This is a genomic window from Pseudochrobactrum sp. XF203 (assembly GCF_020341615.1).
Classification (GTDB): Bacteria; Pseudomonadota; Alphaproteobacteria; order Rhizobiales; family Rhizobiaceae; genus Pseudochrobactrum; species Pseudochrobactrum saccharolyticum.
The window spans coordinates 234114-254292 of sequence record NZ_CP084392.1 but is presented as its reverse complement, the minus strand read 5'-3'; the positions used below and the strand labels follow the sequence as shown (position 1 = coordinate 254292).

Genomic DNA, 20179 nt, shown 5'->3' with positions numbered 1-20179 from the left:
GAAGCCAAAAGCACACAAACCAAAAAAGTGCTCAGCTCTGACAGATTGCGGAACCGGCGTATAATAAGGGAACCACGCCGCTTCCCCACCATGCAGCAATGAACCAATGCGGGACGCGCATCAACATGCGTTCTGAGACAGCATTTGCATAACCGGATTTTGCTTGGCGCAACTGCGCGAACAGCCGTCCGGCACCTCTGACATTGATTTTAAGCACCAGATCGCTTGTCTTAACTGCGACTGTGCCGGGAGGAGTGACAGGAGCATGAGTGACCAGCATTCGCATGACAGGCACAACAATACAGCAGCGGATATCCGGCCGAACCGCCTTGATAATTATCAGGATGTGTTTGCCGATCTGCATCCGCCGCTCGACAAACATGAAGCACTGGTAGAAGCAGACCGCTGCTATTTCTGCTATGATGCGCCATGTATGACGGCCTGCCCGACCCATATTGATATTCCGCAATTCATTCGCCAGATCGCAGGCGGCAATCCGCAGGGCGCAGCGCGTACGATTTTGAGTGAGAATATTCTCGGCGGCATGTGCGCCCGCGTCTGCCCGACGGAAACCCTGTGCGAAGAAGCCTGCGTGCGTGAAGCCGCAGAAGGCAAGCCCGTACGTATCGGTCTATTGCAGCGTCATGCCACCGACCATCTGATGGAAAGCGGTGTTCATCCTTTCACCCGTGCACCGGTTACCGGTAAAAGCGTGGCGGTTGTCGGCGCGGGTCCTGCCGGTCTTGCCTGCGCCCATGCGCTGGCACGAGAAGGCCATACGGTGACGATTTTTGAAGCCCGCCCGAAAGGCGGCGGCCTCAACGAATATGGTATCGCCTCTTATAAGAGCGTCGATAATTTTGCTGCCCGTGAACTGGAATTCATTCTGAAAATCGGTGGCATCACCATTGAAACCGGCAAGGCGCTCGGCAAAGACATTCAGCTCGATGCGTTACGTTCCGGCTATGATGCCGTGTTTTTGGGGCTTGGCCTCGGCGGCACAAACCGGCTGCATATTGCCGGTGAAGATGCCGAGAATGTGCTGGATGCCGTGCGCACCATTGCAGAGTTACGTCAAAGCTCTGATCTTTCCCGCCTGAATATCGGCAAAAATATAGTCGTCATCGGTGGTGGTATGACAGCCATTGATATTGCTATCCAGATCAAACGACTGGGCGCGGAGAATGTAACGCTGGCCTATCGCCGTGACCGCGAACATATGAATGCCAGCCTCTATGAACAGCAACTGGCGCAGACCGAAGGTGTGGTGATCCGTGATTGTCTGCAACCGGAGGAAATTCTGCTCAATGAACAGGAGCAAGCCATCGCGATCCGCTTTGCCCAGACGGAGCAGCGCGAAGGCAAACTGGTTGCCACCGGTGCCACACTCACCTTAGCCGCCGATCAGATTTACAAAGCCATCGGCCAAAAACTCGACGGCCAGGGCCTTGGTGCCAGTGGCATGGAAATGAGTGGCGGGCGGATTAAAGTTGATACTGAAAACCGCACCAGTTTAAAAGGCATCTGGGCTGGCGGCGATTGTGTGGCAGGCGGTCAGGATCTTACCGTGGCCTCCGTGCAGGACGGCAAGATTGCCGCGCAATGCATCCATCAGCATCTGATGCAATTGCCGGAAGCAGTGAGCGGCTTTGCCGAGGCCGTGCTGGCAGCCAATCGCAAAGATCTGCCGAGCCTCCATCCGCACGCACCATCGGTGCACAACCACACGACCTCATCTTCGGCAAAGGATCACTGACATGGCTGATCTGACCACGAATTTTCTCGGTATCCGTTCACCCAATCCGTTCTGGCTGGCTTCTGCCCCGCCAACCGACAAAGCCTATAATGTGGAACGTGCTTTCAAAGCCGGTTGGGGTGGTGTTGTTTGGAAAACGCTGGGTGCGGAAGGCCCGCCGGTCGTCAATGTCAACGGGCCGCGCTATGGTGCTATCTGGGGTGCCGACCGCCGATTGCTCGGTTTCAACAATATTGAGCTGATTACCGACCGCTCTCTGGAAGTCAATTTGCGCGAGATGAAAGAGGTGAAAAGCCGCTGGCCTGACCGCGCTCTGATCGCCTCCATCATGGTGCCCTGCGAAGAGGAAGCATGGAAGGCCATTCTGCCACGGGTGGAAGAAACCGGCGCCGATGGGATTGAACTGAATTTCGGCTGTCCGCACGGTATGAGCGAACGCGGCATGGGCGCTGCCGTCGGTCAGGTGCCGGAATATGTAGCGATGGTGGTGAAATGGTGCAAACAATATAGCCGCATGCCGGTTATCACCAAACTTACCCCGAATATCAGCGATATCCGTATGCCTGCACGTGCTGCAAAAAATGCAGGAACCGATGCGGTATCGCTCATCAATACCATCAATTCTATTGTTTCCATTGATCTCGACAATTTTGCCCCGCAACCAAGCATTGACGGACGCGGTTCCCATGGCGGCTATTGCGGCCCTGCGGTCAAACCGATTGCGCTCAATATGGTGGCGGAAATTGCCCGCGATCCGGAAACACGCGGATTACCGATTTCCGGTATCGGCGGCATCACCACATGGCGCGATGCAGCGGAATATATCTCGCTTGGTTGCGGCACAGTTCAGGTCTGCACGGCAGCTATGACCTATGGCTTCAAGGTTGTGCAGGAAATGATCGACGGTCTGTCCGACTGGATGGATAGCAAAGGCTATCAGTCACTGGATGATTTCCGCGGCCGCGCAACCCCGCAGGTTACCGACTGGCAATATCTCAACCTCAATTACACCACCAAAGCGCGGATTGATCAGGATGCCTGCATCAAATGCGGCCGCTGTCACATTGCCTGCGAGGATACCTCCCATCAGGCGATCACATCGATGGTGGATGGCGTGCGCCATTTTGAGGTGATTGATGAGGAATGTGTCGGCTGTAATCTCTGCGTGAGCGTCTGTCCTGTGCAGGATTGTATCACCATGGAGCAGGTTTCCGGTATTGATCCGCGCACCAAAGAACCGATCAGCCCTGATTATGCCAACTGGACAACCCATCCGAACAATCCGATGGCAAAACACAAACAGGCGGCAGAATAGGAGCGGTAAACGGTGACAAGACAGGCAGTCATCACAGCCCGTAAAACAGAGAGCGGCAGAGAATTTTCTGCCGCTACTCCTCCCCGCTTAACCCCGTCTTGTTTAACCCCTCTCTGTTTAACGAGGACGGATACCATTAAGCAGAATAGCGCTCACAGCCTGCACCGTATTTTCACAACAATCCGGCGCATCAAATTTCTCACCAAGCACGGCGCGCAATTGTGTTTCAAAATCAGAATAATGCTGCGTCGTTGCCCAGATCGTAAAGATCAGATGATGCGGATCGGTTTTGGCCAGCCTGCCCTCATCCATCCATTGTCCTATCACCGCAGCCTTTTCATCCACCAGCCTGCGCATATCCTCTTGCAGAAAAGTACCGATCGCCGGTGCGCCATGCATAATTTCGTTGGCAAAGAGGCGCGATGCAGCGGGATTGCGGAACGCCATTTCAATCTTGTTACGGATGTAAGTGCCAAGTTCTTCCAGCGGATCGCCCTGCGGATCAATGGCCTGCATCGAAGCCAGCCATTCTTCCATCGTTTGCTGCAAAACCGTGGTATAAATCTCCTCCTTGCGGCGGAAATAATACAGAAGATTGGGCTTCGACATGCCGGATTTCAGTGCAATCTGGTCGATGGTGGAACCGCGAAAACCATAGGTGGAGAACACATCCAGTGCCGCTTCCAGAATGAGTTTGCGGTTCATTTCCTGAATACGCGACAGGCTTTCAGGCTGTTCCTGCTGCATCACGGAAATGTCTTTAGCCGATTTAGATTTCCGTACCATGCTGCTCTTCCCCGCATTTTCATACTGCCTGCAAATATAATGCGTTACAGGCAAATTCGGCCACCGATATTCTCTTGTCCTGAACGGATTTTAGTGGATGATACAGCAGCCGGTTTCCAGCAACGGAAACAAGCCGGTTTCATAAAATACTCCGCAACAGAACGGAGCAGTAATCAACGTGTTTTTGGGGAAACAATCAAGGCTCTTTTTGTCCGGCCTCTGACAAGGCTGCGCATATTACGCCAAAACGCATCATCTTTCACGATGCGCTGAATGAGGAGGAAATCCACATGCCGTCTCCCCGCGCCTTTATGAACTTATCATGATTAATACAGACCGCATACGGAAACAGACATGAACACGCATCTGAACAGCAATCTCAAAACCAATGCTGACCGCCTCTGGGACAGCCTGATGGATATGGCCAAAATCGGCCCCGGCATTTCAACAGGGAATAACCGTCAGACCCTGACCGATGAAGACCGTGAAGGCCGGCTGCTTTTTCAGAAATGGTGCGAAGATGCCGGTATGACTATGGGCATCGATACAATGGGTAATATGTTTGCCCGCCGCGAGGGCAGTGATCCGTCCTTGCCGCCGGTGATGCTCGGCAGCCATCTGGATACACAGCCGACCGGCGGTAAATTTGACGGTGTGCTCGGTGTCCTCGGCGGGCTTGAAGTGGTGCGCACCCTCAACGATCTCGGCATTAAAACCCGCCATCCGATCGAGGTGGTAAACTGGACGAATGAAGAAGGTGCCCGTTTTGCCCCTGCGATGCTGGCCTCCGGTGTCTTCGCCGGTCTCTTTGATGAGGCATGGGCGAAATCCCGCACGGATGCGGACGGTAAAACCGTTGGCGACGAGCTGAAACGCATCGGCTTTGAAGGTTCAATCCCGACAACTAAACGCCCGATCAAAGCCTATTACGAGTTACATATTGAGCAAGGGCCTATTCTGGAAGATGAAGGACTGGATATCGGTATTGTCACCCACGGTCAGGGGCTGAAATGGTTGCAGATTACGCTCACCGGTAAAGAAGCCCATACCGGCTCAACACCGATGCGCAAACGCGTGAATGCAGGGCTTGGTATGGCACGTATCACCGAACGTGTGGATGAGATTGCATGGGAGCACGCACCGAATGGTGTTGGTGCCGTGGGCTATGCCCATATCAGCCCGAATTCCCGCAATATCATTCCCGGTACGGCTGTTTTTGTCGCCGACTTCCGTCATCCGGATAAAGCAGAACTCGCCAAAATGGTGCAGAAACTGGAGAAATCCGTTGCTGAAATCTGTGAGAAAATCGGCCTGACCTATCAGATTGAAGAAGTCGGCGCGTTTGATCCGGTTTCCTTTGACGAGACCTGCCTCTCGACCATCCGTCAGGCAACCGAGCGTCTCGGTCTCTCACACCGCAATATTATATCCGGTGCCGGTCATGATGCCTGCTGGATCAATCAGGTCGCACCATCGGCCATGATTATGTGCCCTTGCGTTGATGGCCTGAGCCATAATGAGGCCGAGGACATCACCAAAGAATGGGCCGGCAATGGCGCTGATGTGCTGTTGCATGCAGCATTGGAAACCGCTGAAATCGTATAAATACCTGCTCCGGCATGAGACATTTGTGCCGGAGCCTTTAACCTTTTCGATCAATCTGCATCTGTTCGCAAAAAACCATAAGGGGAAACGAACAATGTCATATTCCGGATCGCATACCAAGTCACAGGCAGATAACAAAACCACACTGATTAAAGGCGGTAAAATCGTTACCGCAGACCGCTCTTACGATGCGGATGTTCTGATTGCAGACGGCAAAATTGCCGCTATCGGCCATGATTTACAGGGCGACACCACAATTGACGCCTATGGCTGCCTGATTATGCCGGGGGGCATTGATCCCCACACCCATCTGGAAATGCCGTTTATGGGCACCCACAGTTCCGATGATTTTGACAGCGGCACCGCTGCGGCACTGGCCGGCGGTACCACAATGGTGGTGGATTTTGTGCTGCCTTCACCGGAGGGCAATTTGCTGGAAGCCTTGCAGGACTGGTTTCAGAAAGCAGGCAAAGCGCGCACCGACTATTCCTTCCACATGGCCGTCACCGGCTGGAGCGAACGCTGCTATAATGAAATGCCGGAAGTGGTGGCACGCGGCGTCAATACATTCAAACATTTCATGGCCTATAAAGGCGCATTGATGGTCAATGATGACGAGATGTTCGCCTCTTTCCGCCGTTGTGCCGAAATCGGCGCCATGCCGCTCGTACATGCGGAAAACGGCGATATTGTTGCGCAATTGCAGCAAAATCTGCTGGCAGCAGGTAATACAGGGCCTGAAGCGCATAGTTATTCCCGCCCGCCGGAAGTGGAAGGCGAAGCCACCAACCGCGCCATCATGATTGCCGATCAGGCAGGCGTGCCGCTCTATGTCGTGCATGTTTCCTGCGAACAGGCGCATGAAGCCATCCGCCGTGCGCGCCAGAAAGGCATGCGCGTTTATGGCGAACCGCTGATCCAGCATCTGACACTGGATGAGAGCGAGTATCAGAATAAAAACTGGGACTATGCGGCACGGCGGGTGATGTCACCGCCATTTCGCGACAAGATCAATCAGGACAGTCTATGGGCGGGTTTAAGCGCAGGCAGCCTGCAATGTGTAGCCACTGACCATTGCGCTTTCACCACCGAACAAAAGCGCCACGGTGTTGGCAATTTCACCCAAATCCCCAACGGTACCGCAGGACTGGAAGAACGTCTGCCGGTGCTATGGACAACAGGTGTGCGCACCGGTCGTCTGACCGAGAATGAATTTGTCGCTGTCACCTCCACCAATGCGGCGAAAATTCTCAACATTTATCCACGCAAAGGGGCAGTGCTGGAGGGTTCGGATGCCGACCTCATCATCTGGGATCCGAATGCAAGCAAGACAATCTCGGCGAAGCATCAGCATTCGGCGATTGATTACAATGTGTTTGAAGGTATGAAAGTGACCGGCCTGCCACGCATGACCATCAGCGGCGGGCGCGTTGCCTATGCGCAGGGTAAAATTCTGGCAGAGCCCGGTGACGGACGCTTTATTGAGCGGGCGCCGAATACACCACAACAGCAGGCTTTGTCGGTCTGGAAGGAAGTCGTCGCACCACGCAAAGTGGAACGCGATCCGGCACTGATGCCGATTGGTGTGTGAAATAAAAACGGCGGGTATTTATCCCGCCGTTTTCATTTACTCCGGTTTCATTTCCAGCGTGGCCGCATGAGCCAGCTCGCGATCCAGACGTTTTTCTTCATCGCTTTTCGGCTTGGTGAAACGGCCAAGCAGCAGATAGGCAACCGGTGTCACATAAAGTGTGGCAATGGTTGCCAGACCGAGGCCGCCAACAATAATCCAGCCCAGCGCGATACGGGCTTCCGCACCGGCGCCGGAAGCGATGACCAGCGGAATACCGCCAAGCACCGCACAGATCATCGTCATACAGACCGGACGCAGGCGGATATTCGATGCTTCTTCCACCGCCTCCCGCAAAGACAGACCACGGTCGCGCAACTGATCGGCAAATTCCACAATCAGAATACCGTTCTTCGCCATGATACCGACCAGCAAAACCAGCCCGATCTGGCTATACACGTTCAGGCTCGTGCCGGTGAGGATCAGCGCCACAATGGCACAGCCCAATCCCAGCGGCACGGTCGCCATAACGATCAGCGCACTGACGAAGCTCTCAAACTGCGCGGCCAAAACCAGCAGAATAATCACCACCGCAAAGCCAAATACCAGAAACAGACCGGTCGAGGTTTCACCCAAAGTTGCCGCTTCTGCCAGCGGCACCATCTGCACACCAGCAGGCAGCAATGGAGCGGCCAGTTCCTGTACGGTTTTATAAGCATCGCCCAGAGCAAAATCACTGCTCAGACCTGAGGTAATCGCAATGGAGCGCAGGCGTTGTTCACGCGCCAGCTGCGGCGGCACCGCAATTTCCCGTACCGAAGCAATGGTTGCCATCGAGACATAACGGCCGTCACCGGTACGCATGAAGACATTTTCCAGATCCGTCGGATCATTGATCGGATTGGACGTCGCCATCATCTTCACGTCATAGGAACGGTCGCCGATATAGACAGCGCCGATCCTGCGGCCATCGAGCACCGACTGCACCGCATTGGCAAGGCCGGTAATATCAATACCGAGATCCGATGCCCGCTCGCGGTCAATCTGTACCGAGAGCTGCGGCTGCGTTGCGTCCACCGACAGGCGCGGCTGCTGGAAGCGCGGATCTTTTTCCATCTCGGCCAGCAAAACACGGGTGACCGGCTGGATCGTGGCATAATCATTGCCGACCAGCGTGAATTGCAGACCATTGCCGGCACCGCGAATACCGAGGCTGTTTGGCTGCAGAGTAAATGCACGCACGCCGGTAATCGGACGCAGACGCTTGTTAATATCGGCAACAATATCCTGCTGCTTACGGTCGCGCTCTGCCCAGTCGGCCAGTGTCAGCACCATAAAGCCGTTATTGGACGCACCGCCGGAACCGGCAATAGCATAGGAATTTACAATCTCGCCATTATCGCGCAGCGGTTTGAGCGCCACGTCAATCTGCTCGAGCTGCGAACGCAGGAAATCAATACTGATGCCCTGCGGACCCGAAATACGCAGCATAACCGCAGAACGATCCTCATTCGGGGTCAGTTCCTGACGCAAAGTCGTATAGGCACTTAATGAAAAGAAGGCGAAGACCAGAGCAGCCGCAACCACAATCCACGGCGCATTAAGGCACCAATGCAGACTGCGGCGATAGAATTGTGCCAGCCCCGCACTGATACGATAAACAAGTCCGCGCGGTTTATCTGCGCCGGTTTCATGGGCGATGCTTTCGGCGGTCAGAAACCGCGAAGCCAGCATCGGACACAGTGTGAGCGCCACTACGGAGGACAGCAGCACGGCAATTGCCAGCACAAAACCGAATTCGCGGAACAAGCCGCCGGCCTGTCCCGGCAGGAAGGAAATCGGCACAAACACCGCCACCAGTGTCAGTGTTGTGGCGATAACCGCAAAGAACACTTCTTTTGTGCCAAGCACCGCAGCCGCACGCGGCCCCAGCCCCATCGACCGACGCCGGACAATATTTTCCAACACCACAATCGCGTCATCCACCACCAGACCGGTTGCCAGAACCAGCGCCAGAAGGGTCAGAATATTGATCGAAAATCCTGCCAGATAAATCGCCGCCACAGTACCGACCAGCGCCACCGGAATGGAAACAGTCGGGATCAGTGTCGCGCGGATATCGCGCAGGAACATATAAATAACAGCAATGACAATGAGGATCGCTGCGGTCAGCGCGATTTCCACTTCATGCATCGCACCACGGATGAAGTTCGCATCATCACTGGTCACCCGCATTGTCATGCCTTCCGGCAATGTCTTATTCAGGCGCTCGACTTCCGCACGAATACCGTCCGAAATATCCAAGGTGTTGGACTGAGCCTGACGGATAATGCCAAGGCCGATACTGTTACGGCCATTATTGAGCACTGCCGAGCTTTCAATATCCGGCCCCAGCGTGACATTGGCGACATCGCGGATGCGGGTCTGCCCTTTGATAATGATATTCTCGAAATCCTGCGGCGAGGAAACCGATGCTGTGGCCCGCACCACAATCGCCTGAGATGCACTGCGCAGCGATCCGGCGGGCTGATCCAAAGCCATAGAAGCCAGTGCCGAACTGACATCGGCAAAGGTCAGGCCATAACTGGCCAGACGTTTATGGTCGATATCAATACGGAAAATCTTATCACGGTCACCATAGGTTTCCACATCGGCCACACCGGGCACGGCGGAAAGCACATCGACGATCTGATCTTCCACAATCACCGTCATATCATCAACGCTGAGCGTTTCAGATGCGATTGCCAGACGCATGACCGCATCAGCATTGGAATCCGCCTTGATGATACGCGATGCATCGGCTTCTTCCGGCATCTGGTTGGCCACGCGCGAGATCGAGTCACGCATATCAGCGGCGGCGACATTAATGTCCACGCCGTCATTGAATTCAACCGTCACACGGCTGCGGCCGAATGATGAGGTTGAAGAAATATTCTTCACACCGGAAACACGCGCGACTTCGTTTTCCAGAACCTGCGTGACCTCACGGTCAACAGTTTCGGCAGATGCACCGTCAAACGTGGTACTGATCGAAATAACCGGACGGTCAACATCCGGCAATTCGCGGATATCCACGCCGCTCAGAGCCGCAAGTCCTGCTACCACAATCAGCACATTGAGCACGAAAGCAAAAACCGGACGGCGGATAAACAATGCCGTAAAACCGCCAGTCTGCGGATTATGCCCGCCGCCTATTTCTTCAGCGCCGGTTACATCCTCAGTCACTGTATTTGTTTCAGCGGATGATTTGTCAGAATTCATCATCATCCTGCCTGTTTACTGTTTGCCTGCGCTGTGGCCGGTTCTTTCGGGCTGGCGGTGTTGCCCGCGCCCTTAATCGTCACATTGCCGCCTTCACGCACATTCTGCACGCCTTCGGTGACGATCGTATCGCCTTCAGCCAGTGCACCATCAACCAGCACTGCATTGGCATTGCGCTGGATAATCCGTGCAGCAACACGCTCGGCTTTGCCATCTTTGGTAATGCGCCAGACATAAGAACCATCGCCGTCCCACTGCACAGACAGCGGGTCAACCGCCAGATATTGATCGCCGGGGAAAAGGATAGTCACGGTAAAAGACATACCGGCACGCAGCACATCGCTCGGATTGGTAATTTCCGCACGCACCCGCAAAGTCCGGCTGGCCGCGTCAATCATATTATCCATAGCGCTGACCTGCCCCTGAAAGCTTTTGCCTGGCAGAGCCGTCGGCATTGCTGTCACGGCCTGCCCCAACCGCAATTGCGGTGCAAACCGTTCCGGTACCCAGATATCAATCAGCAGCTTTGAGCGGTCATCAATCGTGGCGATGGTGGTGGAGGATGTTACATAATTCCCTGCGTCCACCGGCAGAATACCGACAATACCGGCAATCGGTGCTGTCACCGAACGGCGGCTGAGCGCCAGTTCCGCATCCTTCACAGCCAGTTTTGCATTGGCCAGAGCAAGCTCTGCCGCAACAACCTGTACCTGCGTTGCCGTATTCGATGCCCGCAAAGTTGCCATACGCTGTTGTGTAATTTCCGCGTCTTTCAGCAGTACCTGTGCTTTCTCAACGGCAATCTGTTCTGTTTCCGCATCCAGTTCGGCAATGACCTGATCTTTTTGGACGGTGGTGCCTGCACTCACCAGAAACCGGCGTATAGTTCCGCTTGAATAAGGCGAAACCGCAACCGTATTGAGCGCAACACCGCTGCCGATAGCACTCAGCTTGTCATTGACGACCTGTTTCTGGGCTGGCTTTACAACCACTAAAGGCGCGTTGCGCGCGCCACTCTGCCCTGCTGCCGGTGCGCCGCCGGTGGCCTGTGTCGCGGAACGTTCAGTATTATACCAGCTCCAGCCCCCGAAGGCGGCGGCAGCCACGACCAAACAAACCGTGATTTGTTTCCAGTTTTTCATTATCTTCCGATCTTGCCGCAACCTGAGTTAATTGCCTGCACAGACAGGCTCGCTGCATTCTGCTCTTAAAATGCGTAATCTGCGGCCTCAGGTCTAATTAAATTTCTGTAATCCTGTTGCGGCAAAGTGCCGGAAAGCCCGTAAAACCGGTATCCGGCCCTGTTTAAACCACGTCTCACGCTCTGAGATGAGCCGATATGGTTAATAAGACCTTACCATGACATAGGTCTGACAAAACAAAACGGGCGGAAACACGATGTTTCCGCCCGCTGAACTCAATAGGATACTGTCTTTTATACGATGGCTTTATAAGCAACGGCCATACGGGCTGCCAGTTTGGCATTGTTCAGCACCAGCGCAATATTGGCTTTCAGGCTGCGGCCTTCCGACAGTTCATTGATGCGCGCCAGCAGGAAAGGTGTCACATCTTTACCGCCAACGCCCTGATCGGCAGCTTCTTTAACAGCGGCTTCAATCGTGCCGTTAATAAATTCCGGTGTCAGCGCATCTTCTTCAGGGATCGGATTGGCAATCAGAATGCCGGTGCCGGAACCAAGCGCATGATGCAGCGCCATCGCTTTCGCAATCTCTTCCGCGCTGTTCAGGCGGTGATCGGCTTTACAACCGCTCGAACGGGTGAAGAATGCTGGAAAATCATCGCTGCCATGCGCAATAATCGGCACGCGCTGGGTTTCAAGATATTCAAGGGTTTTCGGAATATCGAGAATGGATTTCACACCGGCGCAAACGACAGTGGTGTTGGTCATGCCCAGTTCGTTCAGGTCGGCGGAAATATCGAAGCTGTCTTCCGCACCGCGATGCACACCGCCAACGCCGCCGGTAGCGAAGATTTCAATACCGGCCAGCGCAGCAATACGCATAGTTGCGGAAACAGTAGTACCGGCAGTCAGACCCTGCACCATATCAGCAGCCAGATCACGGCTCGATGTTTTCACCGCATCGGTGGTCTGTGCAAGCTGTTCCAGCTGAGCATCACCGAGGCCGACATGGATTTCACCTTTGAGCACAGCAATAGTTGCCGGTGTCGCACCGTTTTCACGGATTACAGCTTCAACATTACGCGCCATTTCCAAATTCTGCGGGAAAGGCATGCCATGGGTGATGATCGTGGATTCAAGAGCAACAACAGGTGCGCCTTTATCAAGAGCGGCGCGGACTTCATCGCTGAAATGCATAGTCAAACGGGTCATAGCTGGAGCAGCCTTTCTGAGGGAGTTTAATGAAGATAAATCAGTCGCGAATACGATGAAGGTTCGCTTCGAGAAAATGTGCAGACAAATCCGGATGGACACTTGCGTCGCTTTCGGTTGTCAGCGTGGCCAGCAAAGTACCGGTGCGCACTGCATCGGGCAGCTCCTTCCGGTCAAGCAGACAATAAAGCGTGCCGGAAATCAGCGCATCGCCCGCGCCGGTAATATCCACCGGCTGCGCAGGCACACTGGCAATATGCCGGATACCGCTTTCATCGCCGATATGAACACCGCCAGCACCCATGGTCATGACGATTTTGGCAACGCCGCGCGCATGTAAGGCATTGATCGCCTGCTCTGCTGTCAGGCGTGGTGTGCCCGCAGGGTGGCGCAACAGGCTATGCGCCTCATCCAGATTGAGAAACAGCAGATCAACACCACTGAGATCCTGAGGCAAACGCAGTGCTTTCGGTGCGGAAACCGTATCAACAGCCAAACGGAAACGGCTGCCGGTTTTCTTCGCCAGCAAGGTTTCCAATGTTGCCTGCGGCAGATTGCAATCGGCAAAAACCCAGTCAGCCGAAGCCAGATGCGGCCATACAGTTTCCAGCGTTTCAGGCTTGAACAGGTCGAAAATGCCCATATCGGCAATGCCGAGTGCCAGCTCATTATCCGGCCCCAGAATGGCAGCATATTCAGCAGTCGGCGCTTCATTGGTCACAATCGCACGACTGACATCAACACCAAGCAGGCGCAGATGATCAAGAATAGCGCGCCCGGTTTCATCATCGCCAAGAATAGAGACGAAGCCGATATTCACGCCGAGCCGCGCCAGATTTTCCGTGACATTACGGGCAACACCGCCATGGCTGCGATAACCGCTGACCGGATTGGAGGTCTCGCTGATAAGAGGAGCATGGGCATGATATTTACGATCAAAGACCGCGCCGCCAATACAGACGATGCGCTTGTTCTCCGGCAGATAATAGCCACGCCCGAGAACAAAACCCTTCTGGGTCAGCTGCACAATATGAGCAGCAACAGTAGAACGCGCCAGTTTCAGCGCATCGGCAATCTGCTGCTGACCGACAAAAGGATTAGCGACAATCATCTCCAGAACAGCACGTTCCTGCGCGGAGAGATCCTGCAGATTTTGCGCACCGGCCTTCGCTGACTGATTCACATCCTGATCGCCCTGCACCATTGCCATTCTCCGTTTCAATCGTCCTGATGGGAGCCATATAGCAGAGCAACTTCAGATAATCAAACAAATGTTAAAATAAAAACTTTTGTTTTAACGTTCTTCAGGGAAAACTCCCTCATCACCTCACGATAAATAAACACCACACGAAAATTTGAAATTTTGGCTTAAAGCGCCTATATTACAAACTTGCAGGATTTTAGCCTTTGTGGGGACAGGCTTGCGGTCAGGCATATTTATGCAACTGTACAATCCGTGACCCGGGCGATCGCCTGTTTTGGTCCGTGGGTGGAGACGGGGGACAGGAACAACCTGTCAGCCTGACGGATGGGTGAAATGACCTTTATGAAAAGCAAGGATTTTCAAAGGCCTGCTGACAAAGCCTCTGCAGAATCAGAAAAGAAGCGCGCCGAGGAATTACAGGCGCGCAGCCGTGAGCAAGCTGATCTGACTGCGGAAGGTAACGGCGCGACATCCGGCACCCAAACATCCCTCTCCGCGATTGCCGCCAATGCACCTTTAAGTACAAGTATCCCGCCGGTCTTCACCAATACCGGATCGGATTTTACTGCGAATGATCCCGATGACCTGCATATTCCGCTGCGTCACCGCCTTTCCAGTAAATTGCTTTTGATGACAATTCTGGCCGTGCTGATTGCCGAAGTTATCATTCTTGCGCCGTCACTGGCGAATATGCGCAATCAATGGCTGAATGCCAAACATACCATGATTGCCACTTCCAGCCTGTTATTGCTCGATGCGAATCCGGACACGACGCTGGAATTGCAGATTCAGGATCAGTTACTGCGCTCCACAGGCGCACAATCCATTACAGTCACCCGTAATGGCAGCAGCCGCGTTCTGGCTGCCTCACCGGAGGCCGTACAGGTCGATGAATATATTGATCTGACAACAGCAACACCGCTGAGTGATTTCTGGGGAGCCCTGCTCACTCTGACCAGCGGCGGCAATAAGACAATGCAGGTATCAGGCCCGCCCGATTACAGCGGCACCACGGTTGAATTTGTGATGAGCGATAATGCCCTGCATAACAGGCTGATCAAAAACTCCCGTATTATTGCTGCCATATCGCTGCTGATTTCGCTGATCGCGGCCGCGCTGATTTATTTCATCATTCACCGTCTGCTGCTGCGCCCTGTCGGCCATATGTATGAGAATATGTTTGCTTTCGGCCAGAAACCGGATGATCCAACGCTGATTATTGACGGCTCCTGCCGCAAAGACGAACTTGGTTATGCCCAGAACAGGCTGGCACAGATGCAGACACATCTGCAGCATTTGTTTCAGGAGCGTAAACATCTGGCCGATCTCGGTCTGGCCGTCTCCAAGATCAATCACGACATGCGTAATATTCTGGCCTCAGCACAGCTGATGTCGGACAGTCTTGCCGATACCAATGATCCGGTTGTGCAACGCTTCTCACCGAAGCTCATCCGGACGCTGAACCGCGCCATCACCTATTCCGAGACTGTGATCGCTTACGGCCGCACACAGGAAGCTGTGCCGGTTCGCCAGCAACGCCTGTTGCGTCCGCTGATCCATGAAGTGGAAGACATGTTAGTGCTTCCATCGGATGTACAGATTGCCTTCCGCAATATGGTTCCCGTCGATTTTGAAGCCTATATTGACAAAGAACAAATGCTGCGGGTGCTGAACAATCTCTGCCGCAATGCGGTACAGGCAATGGGCACCTATCACCGGCAGCCGGAAACCGAAAAATGCCTGACCATCAGCGCATGGCGCATAGGCAATACCTGTTATATTGCCGTGGCGGATACCGGCCCCGGCCTGCCCAAGAAAGCGCGGGACAATCTGTTCACCGCTTTTCGCGGGTCAACACGCAGTGACGGCACCGGATTGGGGCTGGTTATTGCTCAGGAACTGGTTCGTGCCCATGGCGGCACCATAGAATTGCGTGACGATTACAAAGACGGTGCATTATTTGAGATTCGTATCCCTGATATGCCTGTCTATCCGCCACCGTTTCAACGCTCACAACGCAATATGGTGTAATTATTTCAACGCTCTGCGCGAAAAACGCCTTCAGGAAAGCCACGCAATCGCGTGGTTTTCTTATATTTATCCCCAGCCTTCAAAAAAAATACAAATTTCTGAAAGTTTTTCATCATAAGCCCTTGCAATGCCAAACAGAACCCTTTAGAGAGCGCTTACCGCACCGAAACGGAGCGGTTCTAGGGCAAGCACCCGTAGCTCAGCTGGATAGAGCACCAGACTACGAATCTGGGGGTCAGAGGTTCGAATCCTTTCGGGTGCGCCACTCCTTCTCAAAATTGAGAAGTTGACTTTCTGAAGATCAGAAAAACTCCTGTCACATTTAATAGTTTCATGCGTTATACGCTGTGCTTATTACAAGCACATAGAGTTCAGATACGCATCTCCGGATAACTCACTCGAATCACCTTGACGCGTGTTGTTTCCTCTGTTGAATATCAAAAATATTTCTCCGCCCTGCTCGCATTCGCAACAATAAATATTCGTTACAATGTGATTCTCAGGAGATGCGCTTTTTGTTTATTTTGAAAAATACGAAATCAGCGATCTCAAATCATAAATATGTGGCTGGAGGCCTGCTCGTCGCTTTTTCAGCGACAATCATCCTGCAAAATACACCGGCAGCCACTGCCAGCACTTCACCGGACTGCAAGCCGATGCAAGCACTGCAAAAACAGCAGTTTCAGGCAGCAGACATGCCGGCATCTGAGAATAACACCATCTGGATGGTTGACGGAGTAAAAGGCGGCGCGCCCGCAATCGGAACCATAACAAATTCCGGCCTGTATACCGCTCCCGCCAATATGGACGAATCTGTCAATGTCACTATTTCCGCCGTCTCCGTGGCAGATGAAACGGAAATTGCTAATTTCCAGATTTGTAATGTTGCCTATAGCCGTACCGGAACAATTTATTATGTCGCGACCACAGGCGCAGACAGCAATTCAGGCAGCTATTCTGCACCATGGCGCAGCATTCAGCATGCTGTCGATCAGGCACAGGCCGGTGACACAATCGCTGTGCGCGGCGGTATCTATAATGAGACAGTGACATTCAATAAGTCAGGTTCTGCGGAGAGTGGTTTTATCACACTCACTCGATATGCTGATGAAAAGCCAATCATTGACGGCAGCGGGTTGATCACAGAGCCCTATGGCATGCGCGGCCTCATCAGCCTCAACAGCGCCAGCTATATACGCATTAAAGGGTTTGAAATCCGCAACTACAAATCCGACACGGAATTCATTGCCATTGGCGTTCTTGCTCAGGGCACCGGAAAATATATTGAGATCAGAGACAATGTTATTCACGGCATTGAGGCGAATAATCTGCCTGCAAACGGCAATGCAAATGCTTTGGGCATAGCCGTCTACGGACAGCAGCCAGTACCGATACAGAATGTCATCGTGGACGGGAATGAGCTGTATAATCTGAAAACCGGAACCAGTGAATCCCTGACCATTGGCGGCAATGTTGACGGCTGGCAGGTCACCAACAATCTGGTACACGACAATAATTTTATAGGCATTGATGCGACCGGCTATTACGGCAACAACCGTGTGGACTATAACCGCGCCAGAAACGGCTGGATTGCACAGAACAAAGTTACCAATCTGTCAGTGGAAGGCAATCAGGCTTTGACCTTTGTAGCTTCTGCGATTGGTATCTATGTTGATGGCGGGCAGAATATTACCGTTGAACGCAATGTCACCGATGCGAATGACGGTGGAATATGGTTGCTCAGCGAAAATCCGGGCAAACTGACTGACTATGTGACGGTGCGCAATAATCTTATCCGCTTTAACCGAAATGCCGGCATTCTTACAGGCGGCTATGATGCAACACAATCGGGCGGTGCTGCTCACATCTCAATCACTAACAATACTCTGTATCAGAATAATAACCGTGACATTTCAGGCATCAATTCCGGTGAGTTTCAGCTCGGTCACAATGTCAGTAATATAAATTTCAGCAATAATATTCTCTTTGCCGGAACAAAGGGTTATGCAATCACCAGCTTTATTCCTTCAGTGCCGGACACAGTGAAGCTTGCCAATAATTTATATTACACAACATCCGGCAGCAGCTATACACGCTGGTTCTGGAACAATACAAATTACTACAATGACAGCACATCTCCCAATAATTTCAACACATTCACTGCTGTCAGCGGTGATACAGGCAGCATCATAAGTAATCCTGCCTTCATCAATGCCAGTGCTTCAGATTTCCGCCTCGCTGCAGGTTCTCCGGGCAGAAACAATGGCCAATTTACTGCGACAACAGGATTTCCTGCCACAGGCATCAAGGATTTTGCGATGAACCCGCGCATCACCGGCACATTGATCGACAGAGGCGCCTATGAGCATGTTGAATAAAACAACACAAAAAACATAGTCCGGCTAATAGTCCTTATCCCCGTCATCGGCAGCAACATAGCGCCAGCGTACCGATGTCACCAATGGCTCGAGACTCAGCCGCCCGATAATCTGCTCCAGCAGCGGATCCTGATTATTATCGGCACGAAACAATGCATTGACCTCAACGCGATTGCTGTCTTCAATATTGGTGCTTTCCAGATCCTGAATATGCAGGACAGTGCCGAGATCCCGCAGCAACAAAGCCCGCACATGCGCTTCGGCATCGCCCATACAGACAATACTGACAGCATAGCGGGTGCCGAACTCACCACCGCTGGCGGGTTGCCGGTCAATCAGATGTACCAGAGGCCGCAGAAACAAATTGACGCTGATGATAAATAAGGCGGCAATCGCTGCATGGAGATAAAAACCCGCGCCGCACATAACACCGACTGCCGCCGAGCACCATAAAGTCGCGGCGGTATTCAGCCCGCGAACATTAAAACCTTCCTTGAAAATGATGCCTGCGCCCAGAAAGCCGATACCGGAAACGATCTGTGCTGCCACGCGCGTCGGGCTGGTATCACCGTCAACCAGCGAGGCAAAAAGCACGAAAGTAGCGGCGCCAAGCGCCACAAGCGTATTGGTGCGCAGCCCTGCAAGCCGCTGACGCCATTGCCGCTCAAAACCAATCATACCGCCGAGTATAAACGCGGCCGTGAGACTGACGAATGTATGCAGAAGGCTTTCAACAGAACTCATAATCTCTCTCGTTTTTCCTTCTGATAACAGCGGCGTATCTCAGCTATATGAAGGGAATATTCCGCATAGCTGCGTGTAAACAGCATCGGCAGCAGAACCCGCCCCGCCCGCAAGACGCAGTGTCCTGACTTTGTCCCTGTTTCCGGCAAGGCAGCGCTCTATATGGAAGATCAACAAGCCGGATCATTCCAATCTGCAAACCGGTATAGGAGGATATGATGTCACCCAACCTGACAGGTATTCATCACCTGACTGCGATCACCGCACAGGCGAAAGAAAACAAGAAATTCTACACTGATCTTCTCGGGATGCGACTGGTCAAGAAAACCGTCAATCAGGATGATACCAGTGCCTATCACCTGTTTTACGCCGACGGTCAGGCCTCCCCCGGCTCTGATCTCACTTTCTTCGACTGGCCGACTGCGCCGGAAAAACGCGGCACCCATTCCATCAGCCGCACTGGATTGCGCGTTTCCGGTCAGGACTCGCTGGAATATTGGCGTAAGCGACTGAGTGATGCGCATGTTCAGGCTGGTGATATTCAGCTTATCGACGGACGCGCCTCTCTGGATTTTGAGGATTTCGAAGGTCAGCGTTTCCGTTTGCTGGACGACAGTAAAACCGGTGAATCGCATCCTTGGGAGAAAAGCCCTGTTCCCGCAGATCATCAGATCCGCGGCCTCGGCCCGATCACGATCAGTGTGCCGGATCTGAAATATACGGAGCCTTTTCTCATCAAGCTGATGAATATGCGCAAAACCCGTGACTATGCCTCACCGGATGGTCAGGGTCATGTCCATGTTTATGAAATGGGTGAAGGCGGGCCAGCGGCTGAGCTGCATGTAGCCGTGCAGCCTGATCTGCCTGCCGCGCAACAAGGTGCAGGTGCTGCCCATCACGTCGCGTTCCGCACACCGGATGAAGCCGGTATGCAGGAGTGGCTGCGTGTACTGAATGACCACAAGATCCGCTCTTCCGGCGAGATCGACCGGTTTTATTTCCGCTCGCTCTATTTCCGCGAAGGCAATGGTGTGTTGTTTGAAATCGCGACAGACGGGCCGGGCTTTGCAAGCGATGAGCCAATGGAAAGTCTGGGAGAGAGCCTCTCTCTGCCACCGTTCCTTGAAGGTCGCCGCGCTGCGATTGAACGCAATCTTAAAGCGCTGGACTAAACAA

Annotated in this window: 13 protein-coding genes and 1 tRNA gene; 8 read left to right on the top strand and 6 right to left on the bottom strand. The window is 53.2% G+C overall.

The window, feature by feature from the left end; translation table 11 throughout:
- Positions 1-265 precede the first annotated feature (265 nt).
- Both LDL70_RS01035 and preA read left to right on the top strand, forming a co-directional pair.
- Entirely contained in the window at positions 266-1756 is a 1491-nt protein-coding gene (locus LDL70_RS01035) for an NAD(P)-dependent oxidoreductase (protein ID WP_225686100.1), read from the top strand.
- A 1-nt stretch (position 1757) separates the two neighbouring features.
- The gene (gene preA, locus LDL70_RS01030) at positions 1758-3071 is read left to right on the top strand and encodes an NAD-dependent dihydropyrimidine dehydrogenase subunit PreA (protein ID WP_225686098.1); all 1314 of its coding nucleotides are present in this window, start codon (positions 1758-1760) and stop codon (positions 3069-3071) included.
- A gap of 117 nt (positions 3072-3188) precedes the next feature.
- On the opposite strand, the gene LDL70_RS01025 is transcribed toward preA, so the two are convergent.
- Positions 3189-3857: a TetR family transcriptional regulator C-terminal domain-containing protein gene (locus tag LDL70_RS01025; protein ID WP_370637737.1), complete on the bottom strand. Its 669-nt coding sequence runs from the start codon at positions 3855-3857 to the stop codon at positions 3189-3191.
- A 354-nt stretch (positions 3858-4211) separates the two neighbouring features.
- On the opposite strand from LDL70_RS01025, the gene LDL70_RS01020 reads away from it, so the two are divergent.
- On the top strand, positions 4212-5462 hold the full coding sequence (locus tag LDL70_RS01020) for a Zn-dependent hydrolase (RefSeq protein ID WP_225686096.1): 1251 nt from the start codon (positions 4212-4214) through the stop codon (positions 5460-5462).
- 94 nt (positions 5463-5556) lie between these two features.
- A complete protein-coding gene (hydA, locus tag LDL70_RS01015) occupies positions 5557-7053 on the top strand; it encodes a dihydropyrimidinase (protein ID WP_225686095.1) in 1497 nt (498 codons plus the stop codon).
- A gap of 36 nt (positions 7054-7089) precedes the next feature.
- Here the strand turns inward: hydA and LDL70_RS01010 are convergent, their stop codons facing one another.
- The 4 genes from LDL70_RS01010 to LDL70_RS00995 form a co-directional block, all read right to left on the bottom strand.
- Positions 7090-10299: an efflux RND transporter permease subunit gene (locus LDL70_RS01010; protein WP_225686085.1), complete on the bottom strand. Its 3210-nt coding sequence runs from the start codon at positions 10297-10299 to the stop codon at positions 7090-7092.
- Entirely contained in the window at positions 10296-11435 is a 1140-nt protein-coding gene (locus LDL70_RS01005) for an efflux RND transporter periplasmic adaptor subunit (RefSeq protein ID WP_075654125.1), read from the bottom strand. Before LDL70_RS01005 ends, LDL70_RS01010 begins: the two co-directional genes overlap by 4 nt.
- A 293-nt stretch (positions 11436-11728) precedes the next feature.
- Positions 11729-12646, bottom strand: a complete 918-nt coding sequence (locus tag LDL70_RS01000) for a pseudouridine-5'-phosphate glycosidase (RefSeq protein WP_225686083.1) — start codon at positions 12644-12646, stop codon at positions 11729-11731.
- Between the two features lie 40 nt (positions 12647-12686).
- Positions 12687-13850, bottom strand: coding sequence for a PfkB family carbohydrate kinase (locus LDL70_RS00995; RefSeq protein ID WP_225686081.1), 1164 nt, complete (start codon positions 13848-13850; stop codon positions 12687-12689).
- Positions 13851-14183: 333 nt separating this feature from the next.
- Here LDL70_RS00995 and LDL70_RS00990 point away from each other — a divergent pair, with 333 nt between their 5' ends.
- From LDL70_RS00990 to LDL70_RS00980, 3 genes are all read left to right on the top strand, one after another.
- On the top strand, positions 14184-15881 hold the full coding sequence (locus LDL70_RS00990) for a HAMP domain-containing sensor histidine kinase (RefSeq protein WP_175576051.1): 1698 nt from the start codon (positions 14184-14186) through the stop codon (positions 15879-15881).
- Between the two features lie 188 nt (positions 15882-16069).
- Positions 16070-16146 (top strand) — tRNA-Arg (locus LDL70_RS00985).
- Positions 16147-16396: 250 nt separating this feature from the next.
- Entirely contained in the window at positions 16397-18259 is a 1863-nt protein-coding gene (locus LDL70_RS00980; RefSeq protein WP_225686073.1) for a DUF1565 domain-containing protein, read from the top strand.
- Positions 18260-18283: 24 nt separating this feature from the next.
- Here LDL70_RS00980 and LDL70_RS00975 read toward each other — a convergent pair whose 3' ends face one another.
- On the bottom strand, positions 18284-19003 hold the full coding sequence (locus LDL70_RS00975) for an MgtC/SapB family protein (RefSeq protein ID WP_225686071.1): 720 nt from the start codon (positions 19001-19003) through the stop codon (positions 18284-18286).
- Between the two features lie 218 nt (positions 19004-19221).
- Between LDL70_RS00975 and LDL70_RS00970 the strand changes: the two genes are divergently transcribed.
- Positions 19222-20175 carry a VOC family protein gene (locus LDL70_RS00970; RefSeq protein WP_225688286.1) on the top strand — a complete coding sequence of 318 codons (954 nt, stop codon included), beginning with the start codon at positions 19222-19224 and terminating at the stop codon, positions 20173-20175.
- Positions 20176-20179 lie beyond the last annotated feature (4 nt).

Bases quoted from the DNA above. Each gene is read 5' to 3' on its own strand.
- LDL70_RS00970 (WP_225688286.1), top strand. From the start codon at position 19,222: ATGTCACCCAACCTGACAGGTATTCATCACCTGACTGCGATCACCGCA.
- LDL70_RS01005 (WP_075654125.1), bottom strand. From the start codon at position 11,435: ATGAAAAACTGGAAACAAATCACGGTTTGTTTGGTCGTGGCTGCCGCC.
- LDL70_RS01035 (WP_225686100.1), top strand. From the start codon at position 266: ATGAGTGACCAGCATTCGCATGACAGGCACAACAATACAGCAGCGGAT.
- preA (WP_225686098.1), top strand. From the start codon at position 1,758: ATGGCTGATCTGACCACGAATTTTCTCGGTATCCGTTCACCCAATCCG.
- LDL70_RS00995 (WP_225686081.1), bottom strand. From the start codon at position 13,850: ATGGTGCAGGGCGATCAGGATGTGAATCAGTCAGCGAAGGCCGGTGCG.
- hydA (WP_225686095.1), top strand. From the start codon at position 5,557: ATGTCATATTCCGGATCGCATACCAAGTCACAGGCAGATAACAAAACC.
- LDL70_RS01010 (WP_225686085.1), bottom strand. From the start codon at position 10,299: ATGATGATGAATTCTGACAAATCATCCGCTGAAACAAATACAGTGACT.
- LDL70_RS00975 (WP_225686071.1), bottom strand. From the start codon at position 19,003: ATGAGTTCTGTTGAAAGCCTTCTGCATACATTCGTCAGTCTCACGGCC.
- LDL70_RS01025 (WP_370637737.1), bottom strand. From the start codon at position 3,857: ATGGTACGGAAATCTAAATCGGCTAAAGACATTTCCGTGATGCAGCAG.
- LDL70_RS01000 (WP_225686083.1), bottom strand. From the start codon at position 12,646: ATGACCCGTTTGACTATGCATTTCAGCGATGAAGTCCGCGCCGCTCTT.
- LDL70_RS01020 (WP_225686096.1), top strand. From the start codon at position 4,212: ATGAACACGCATCTGAACAGCAATCTCAAAACCAATGCTGACCGCCTC.
- LDL70_RS00990 (WP_175576051.1), top strand. From the start codon at position 14,184: ATGACCTTTATGAAAAGCAAGGATTTTCAAAGGCCTGCTGACAAAGCC.